Here is a 7,465-nt window from a genome sequence, read left to right as displayed (position 1 = left end):
GCCCGCGGGGGCGGGGGCACCGAGCGCGCCGAGCAGCTCGCGGGCGGCGCGTTCCACGGGTACGGCGGTGCCGTCCGGGTCGCCGAGACGGGTCCGGAACACTCCGTCGGCGTAACGCTGCGCGACCTGGCGGACGAACTCCTCGGCGAGCGCGGTCCGGCCGGAGCCGGGGCGCCCGGCGATGAGGAGGACCCGGGCGCGGGGTGCCTTGCGGCCGGCGAGGGTGTCCAGGCCGGTGCGCTCGATGTCGGCCCTGAGCTCCTTCAACTCCCGTGCGCGCCCGAGGAAATGACCCGTCGGGGCCGGCGGCTCCGACAGCCGCGCCTCATCCTGGTCCACCGCCTGATCCGTCACGGGCCACGCTCCCGTCCCACCGCACGCGCAAAGCCCGCCGGTCTTCCGGTGCGGGCGTTTTCCAGAGCCTAGTTCACGCTCTGCGACGTTCCCGGTGGAGCGCGGCGGACGGGTCCCCCGATCGGATCAGGCGATGGTCACACCATTGGGGGGCCTGCTGGGGTACTGCTGTGGATCTTGGCCGGATTCAGCAGGCGGTCAGGACGCGAAGGGCCGCGCGGGCCACGGCGCGTCGGCCGGGCGCAGGCTGTCCAGCCCGTCCCCGGCGCGGGCGGCGGCCAGCGACAGGACGCCGACGACCAGGCAGTTGTTGTGCAGGTCCCCGGCCAGCACCAGCCGCACCAGCTCGTCCAGGGGCACGCGCGCGTGCTCCATGTCCGTCTCCTCGTGCTCCGGGACGAAGCGCTCGCCCTGGACCTCGGAGATGTCGCGGGCGAGGAAGATCCGTACCGCCTCGTCGCAGCCGCCGGGGCTGGTGTAGACGTCGGTCAGCACCCGCCAGTCCTCGGCCTTGACGTGCGCCTCCTCGTACAGCTCGCGCTGGGCGGCGTGCAGCGGGTTCTCGCCGGGCACGTCGAGCAGGCCGGCCGGGATCTCCCAGAGCTTGTGGCGTACGGGGTGGCGGTACTGGCTGATGAGCAGGACCCGGTCCTCCTCGTCCAGGGCGAGGACGGCGACCGAGCCGGGGTGGACCTGGTAGTCGCGGCGGGCCACCGAGCCGTCGGGCATCACCACGTCGTCCGTGCGGACGGCGGTCTTGTTGCCCCTGAACGGGGTCGCGCTGTCGCGGATCTCCCACTCCTCGGGGGTGTCCTTGATCGTCATGCCCTGTCCCTCCACGTGCGCAAAAGAAAACCGGGGTGCGCACCCTTGAAGGTTCGCACCCCGGCCACCGTAACAACTGGTGTGTTACTTGGAATTCTTCGGCTTGCCCGCCGTCTTGCGCTCGACGGAAGCCTTCACCAGGCCCGCGAACAGCGGGTGCGGCCGGGTCGGCCGCGAGCGCAGCTCGGGGTGCGCCTGGGTGGCGACGAGGTAGGGGTGGACCTCACGCGGGTACTCCACGTACTCGACGAGCTTGCCGTCGGGCGAGGTGCCCGAGAAGACGATGCCCGCCTTCTTCTCCAGCTCGGCGCGGTAGGAGTTGTTGACCTCGTAGCGGTGGCGGTGCCGCTCCTCGACGTACTCCTTGCCGTCGTAGACCTCACGGACGATGGAGCCCTCGGCCAGCTTGGCCGGGTACATGCCCAGCCGCATGGTGCCGCCCATGTCACCCTCACCGGCGACGATGTCCATCTGCTCGGCCATGGTGGAGATGACCGGGTGGGCGGTGGCCGGGTCGAACTCGGTGGAGTTGGCGTCCGGGATGTCCGCCAGGTTCCGCGCGGCCTCGACCACGATGCACTGCAGGCCCAGGCAGAGGCCGAGCAGCGGGATCTTGTTCTCGCGGGCGTAGCGGATGGCGCCGACCTTGCCGAGCACACCGCGGTCGCCGAAGCCGCCGGGGATGCAGATGCCGTCCACGTCGCCGAGGGCGGCGGCGGCACCGGCCGGGGTCTTGCAGTCGTCGGAGGTGACCCACTTGATCTTGACGCGGGCGCGGTTGGCGAAGCCGCCGGCGCGCAGCGCCTCGGTGACCGACAGATAGGCGTCGGGCAGATCGATGTACTTGCCGACCAGGGCGAGGGTGATCTCGTGGTCCGGCTTGTGCACACGGTCCAGCAGGTCGTCCCAGGTGGTCCAGTCCACGTCCCGGAAGGGCAGGTCGAGCTTGCGGACCACGTAGGCGTCCAGGCCCTCGCCGTGGATGACCTTCGGGATGTCGTAGATGGAGCGGGCGTCGGGGCAGGCCACGACGGCGTCCTCGTCCACGTCGCACATCAGCGAGATCTTGCGCTTGATGGCGGTGGGGACCTCGCGGTCGCAGCGCAGCACGATCGCGTCGGGCTGGATGCCGATGTTGCGCAGCGCGGCGACGGAGTGCTGGGTCGGCTTGGTCTTCAGCTCGCCGGAGGGGCCGATGTAGGGCAGCAGCGAGATGTGGACGACGAAGACGTTGTCCCGGCCGACCTCGTGGCGGACCTGGCGGACGGTCTCCAGGAACGGCAGCGACTCGATGTCGCCGACGGTGCCGCCGACCTCGGTGATGACGACGTCCACCTCGTCGGTGGCCATGCGCCGGATGCGGTGCTTGATCTCGTTGGTGATGTGCGGGATGACCTGCACGGTGTCGCCCAGGTACTCGCCGCGCCGCTCCTTGGCGATGACCGTGGAGTAGACCTGGCCGGTGGTGACGTTGGCCGAGCCGTCGAGGTCGCGGTCGAGGAAGCGCTCGTAGTGGCCGATGTCCAGGTCGGTCTCGGCGCCGTCGTTGGTGACGAACACCTCACCGTGCTGGAAGGGGTTCATCGTGCCGGGATCGACGTTCAGGTACGGGTCGAGCTTCTGCATCACGACGCGCAGGCCGCGAGCCTTGAGCAGCATGCCCAGGCTGGAGGCGGTGAGGCCCTTGCCGAGCGAGGAGGCGACACCCCCGGTGACGAAGATGTGCTTGGTCGTCGTGGATTTCGGCGGCATGGCCAAGAGGGGGCTCCCGTGGTCGCTGTCTGTGATGCGGTGCGGTCGCCGGCCCGGAGAATCTGGTGTTCCTCGCGGTGGCGTCGTCGCTGCGGTTCGGGGGTTTTGGGCCCACCGGTCCACGGGCTACCAGGGTATCAGCGCCTGGAGGAGTCGGCGTCCGGCCACGCTCCGCACACGGCCGGGACGGCTGGTGTGACCAGGCACCGGATGCGCGGGCGGCCGTCACGAGGTTCTCACCCCGCGGTCACTCGTTCGGCCCACACGGGTTGCCCCGAGCGGCGCGCGGATCATCCGGGTGCGTCGTATCCTGCTCGGACACTCGCTGCCGAGGGCGGCCGGGATGACGGCACACCCCCGCCTCCAGCATCCCCGCCGCCGGCATGTGGAACATGGAGAGCGCGGCAGTTCGTTGAGCATGGACCGCCGTTTTGCCTCAGGGCTCGGCGGGCTGCTTTGCTTCACCGCTCAACGTATGACAACCACCCCTTGACCGCACCAAGCGACTGCCCCCTCGTGCGGGGGTGACGTGGCCGTTCGACTGGAGTTGCACGTGGCCGGGCGCATCGAAGATTACGCACTCATCGGAGACATGCAGACCGCTGCCCTGGTCTGCCGGGACGGCACGGTGGACTGGCTGTGCCTGCCACGCTTCGACTCGCACGCCATCTTCGCCGGCCTGCTCGGCACCGAGGAGCACGGTTTCTGGCGGCTCGGCCCGGCGTACGCGGCGGACTCACCCCCGCCCACGGCGGCCCGGCGGAGCTACCGGGGCGACTCGCTGATCCTGGAGTCGGAGTGGGACACCCCCCGCGGCACCGTGCGGGTGACGGATTTCATGCCCCCGCGTGACGGCGCCCCGCAGCTCATCCGGATCGTGGAGGGGCTCAGCGGTGAGGTGCCGATGCGCTCGGAGCTGCGCATGCGGTTCTCCTACGGCCGTGTGGTGCCGTGGGTGCACAAGTACGAGAACCGTACGGTCGCCGTCGCGGGTCCCGACTCGGTGTGGTTCGACACCGAGGCGGACACCTACGGCAAGGACCTGACGACGTACTCCGACTTCACCGTCTCCGCCGGTGAGCGGGTGGCCTTCACCATCTCCTGGCAGCCCTCGCACAAGGAGGCGCCGCCGCTGCCCGAGCCGGAGCAGGCGCTCCGGGCGACGGAGGAGTTCTGGCGCGACTGGGTCGACCAGTGCACGTACCACGGCCCCTACCGTGAGGCCGTTATCCGTTCGCTGATCACGCTGAAGGCGCTCACCTACGCCCCCACCGGCGGCATCGTGGCCGCGCCCACCACCTCCCTGCCGGAGGACATCGGGGGCGTGCGCAACTGGGACTACCGCTACACCTGGCTGCGGGACGCGGCGATCACCCTGTCCTCGCTGCTGCGCACCGGCTACCGCGACGAGGCCCGCGCCTGGCGCGAGTGGCTGCTGCGGGCGGTCGCGGGCGACCCGGAGAACCTCCAGATCATGTACGGCATCGCCGGGGAGCGTGAGCTGGGCGAGGCCGAGCTGGACTGGCTGCCGGGGTACGAACGCTCCGGTCCGGTCCGGGTCGGCAACGGCGCCGCCGACCAGCTCCAGCTCGACGTGTACGGCGAGGTCATCGAGGCCCTCCACCTGGGCCACATGACGGGGCTCGCCCGCAACGACTACGCCTCGTTGCTCCAGCTCAAGCTGATCCGCTACCTCGAGGACCACTGGCAGGAGCCGGACGAGGGCATCTGGGAGGTGCGCGGGCCGCGCCGCCAGTTCGTGCACTCCAAGGTGATGGCCTGGGTCGCCGTGGACCGCACGATAAAGCTGATCGAGTCCGGGGACGCGGAGGGCCCGCTGGAGCGCTGGAAGGAACTGCGCGACGACATCCACCGCGAGGTCTGCGAGAAGGGCTACGACCCGGAGCGCAACACCTTCACCCAGTACTACGGCTCCAAGGAGCTGGACGCCTCCCTGCTGCTGATCCCGCAGATGGGCTTCCTGCCGCCGGACGACAAGCGGGTCATCGGCACCATCGAGGCGATCCAGCGCGAGCTGTCCACCTCCGACGGGTTCATCCTGCGCTACCCGACCGACGGCGAGGAGGCGGGCGTCGACGGCCTCCCCGGTGACGAGGGCGCCTTCCTGGCCTGCTCGTTCTGGATGGCGGACGACCTGGCGATGATCGGCCGGGTGGACGAGGCCCGCAAGCTGTTCGAGAAGCTGCTCGACCTGCGCAACGACCTCGGCCTGCTCGCCGAGGAGTGGGACCCCCGCCTCCAGCGCCAGGTCGGCAACTTCCCGCAGGCGTTCAGCCACGTCCCGCTGATCGACACCGCCCTGCGGCTGACGGCCTCGGGCGCGTACGGGGGCTGAATCCCTCCTAGGCTGGAAGGCGGACCACTCCCGATGCGGAAGGGGGCGGCCATGGCCCCCCTCTCGAAGGCGGGCGCGGCGCTCGCCGCGCTGCGCGAGGAGCTGACCGGCGAGGTGTTCGTGCCGGGCGACGCCGGGTACGACGAGGCCCGTGCCGTCTTCAACGCGATGATCGACCGGCGGCCGGCCGTGATCGCCCAGTGCGCGGACGCGGCCGACGTGGTGCGCACGGTCCGCTTCGCCCGTGACCTGGATCTGCCCGTCGCCGTGCGCGGCGGCGGGCACAGCGTCGCGGGCAACGCCCTGGGCGACGGCGCGGTGGTGGTGGACCTGCGCCGGATGCACGGCGTGGGCGTCGACCCCGAGGCCCGCACCGTACGGGTCGAGGGCGGCGCCACCATGAGCCACCTGGACCGGGCCTGCCAGCCGTACGGGCTGGCCACCACCGGCGGCCGGGTCTCCACCACCGGGGTCGGCGGGTTCGTGCTCGGCGGCGGCACCGGCTGGCTGGACCGTGCTTTCGGTCTCGCCGTGGACAACCTCCGGGGCGTGGAGCTGGTGACGGCCGACGCCGAGCAGGTACGGGCCGGCCCCGAGGAGCATCCCGAGCTGTTCTGGGCACTGCACGGCGGGGGCGGGAACTTCGGCGTGGCCACCGCGCTCACCCTGGGCCTGCACGAGCTGCCCGAGTTCGCGGTCGCCCTGCTGCTGTACCGGCCGGAGCACGGTCCCCGGGCGGTGCGCGCCTTCCGCGAGGCGATCGACGCCGGCCCGGACCGGCTGGGCGGGGCGCTGCTGTACATCACCGGACCGCCCGAGGAGTTCGTCCCCGAGGAACTGGTGGGGCGGCTGGTGTGCGGGGCGCTGGTGACGTACGCGGGCGGTGTGGAGGCGCTGCGCGGCCTGATCGGGCCGCTGCTGGCGCTGCCGGTGGCGGGCGGGCTGGTCGCCGAGCTGCCGTACGCGGACGTGCAGTGCATGATCGACGACCCGTCCGGCCTGCGGAACTACTGGTCGGCCGAGTATCTGACCGGGCTGCCGGACGATCTGGTGGACGTGTACTGCTCGCTCGCGGAGCGGATGCCGGTGCCGACCGGCACCCAGCACATCCTGTTCCCGCAGGGCGGCGCCCTCGCGTCCGGCCCGCACGACTACCCGATCCCCTACCGGGACGCCCCCTGGTCGGCGCATCCCTTCGCCATCTGGGAGGACCCGGCCGACGACGAGCGTGCCGTCTCCTGGGTGCGGGAGGTGCGCTCCGAGGTCGAGCCGTGGAGCACCGGCGACGTGTACCTGAACTTCATCGGCGACGAGGGCGCCGAACGGGTCGGCGCGGGCCTGGGCGTGGGCAACATGCTCCGGCTGGAGAAGGTCAAGCGGGCCTACGACCCGGACAACGTCTTCCGCTTCAACCACAACATCCGGCCGCTGTAGCTGTACCGCTCCGGCTGTTCCGTACGAGGTCAGGGGGGTAGCGTCCCGCGCATGGGCACAGAGGGTGGCGGGATCACCGTGCGGCGGGCGCTGGAGCTGCCCGGGCTGCGCGGTGGGCTGCCGGAGGTGGTGGCGGGCGAGGACCGGCTGGAGCGCGCGGTGCGCTGGGTGCACGCGGGCGAGGTCCCGCACATCGCCTCGCTGCTCAGGGGCGGCGAACTGCTGCTGACCACCGGGTACGGGCTGGGCCGGCGTCCGGCCGAGCAGCGGGCGTTCGTGCGCACGCTGGCCGAGCGGGGCATCGCCGCGCTGGTGGTGGAGCTGGGCCAGCGCTTCACCCGGCTCCCGGCCGCGATGGTGGACACCGCGCGGGCGACCGGCCTGCCGCTGGTCCAGCTGCACCGCGAGGTCCCCTTCGTGGCGGTCACCGAGGAGATCCACACCGAGATCGTCAACGGCCACTACGCCCTGCTCCAGCGGGCGGAGGACGTCCACCGGCGCTGTACGGAGGCGCTGCTCGGCGGGGGCGGGGTGCCCCAGCTGCTCGCCATCCTCGCCGGATTCTGCGCCAACCCGGTGTTCCTGGAGACCGCGGACGGCCGCCTGCTGTACGCGGCCGGGCCGGGCCCCGAGGGCGCGGACCCCTTGCAGGTGTGGGAGGGGCTTCGCGGACCGCACCGGGCGGAGCCGCTGCCGGCGGGTGCGCTGCTGGTGGACGTGCCGGGCGGCGGCGCGGGGACGGGC

At 71.7% G+C, this 7,465-nt stretch carries 5 protein-coding genes and 1 pseudogene; 3 read left to right on the top strand and 3 right to left on the bottom strand.

The genetic code is table 11. The features are described from left to right. The 3 genes and pseudogenes from GT030_RS08475 to GT030_RS08465 all read right to left on the bottom strand — a co-directional run. A pseudogene (locus GT030_RS08475) lies at window positions 1-354 on the bottom strand (hypothetical protein); the annotation flags it as partial. 198 nt (window positions 355-552) lie between these two features. Next, the gene (locus tag GT030_RS08470) at window positions 553-1,179 is read right to left on the bottom strand and encodes an NUDIX hydrolase (protein WP_161200559.1); all 627 of its coding nucleotides are present in this window, start codon (window positions 1,177-1,179) and stop codon (window positions 553-555) included. A gap of 84 nt (window positions 1,180-1,263) precedes the next feature. Further along, on the bottom strand, window positions 1,264-2,931 hold the full coding sequence (locus GT030_RS08465; protein ID WP_161200558.1) for a CTP synthase: 1,668 nt from the start codon (window positions 2,929-2,931) through the stop codon (window positions 1,264-1,266). A gap of 553 nt (window positions 2,932-3,484) precedes the next feature. Here GT030_RS08465 and GT030_RS08460 point away from each other — a divergent pair. The 3 genes from GT030_RS08460 to GT030_RS08450 all read left to right on the top strand — a co-directional run. Continuing rightward, window positions 3,485-5,287, top strand: coding sequence for a glycoside hydrolase family 15 protein (locus GT030_RS08460; protein WP_161200560.1), 1,803 nt, complete (start codon window positions 3,485-3,487; stop codon window positions 5,285-5,287). 51 nt (window positions 5,288-5,338) lie between these two features. Continuing rightward, window positions 5,339-6,721 (top strand): FAD-binding oxidoreductase, encoded by a 1,383-nt coding sequence (locus tag GT030_RS08455; protein ID WP_161200557.1) that lies wholly within the window; start codon window positions 5,339-5,341, stop codon window positions 6,719-6,721. 51 nt (window positions 6,722-6,772) lie between these two features. Then, window positions 6,773-7,465, top strand: a 693-nt coding sequence (locus GT030_RS08450) for a PucR family transcriptional regulator ligand-binding domain-containing protein (RefSeq protein ID WP_202459855.1), incomplete at its 3' end; no start/stop codon positions are given.

Origin of the sequence: Streptomyces sp. SID1328, assembly GCF_009865595.1 — a bacterium.
In the GTDB taxonomy this organism is placed as follows: Bacteria; Actinomycetota; Actinomycetes; order Streptomycetales; family Streptomycetaceae; genus Streptomyces; species Streptomyces griseoluteus.
The sequence above is the reverse complement of the archived record's forward strand: the minus strand, read 5'-3'. Positions and strand labels throughout refer to the sequence as shown.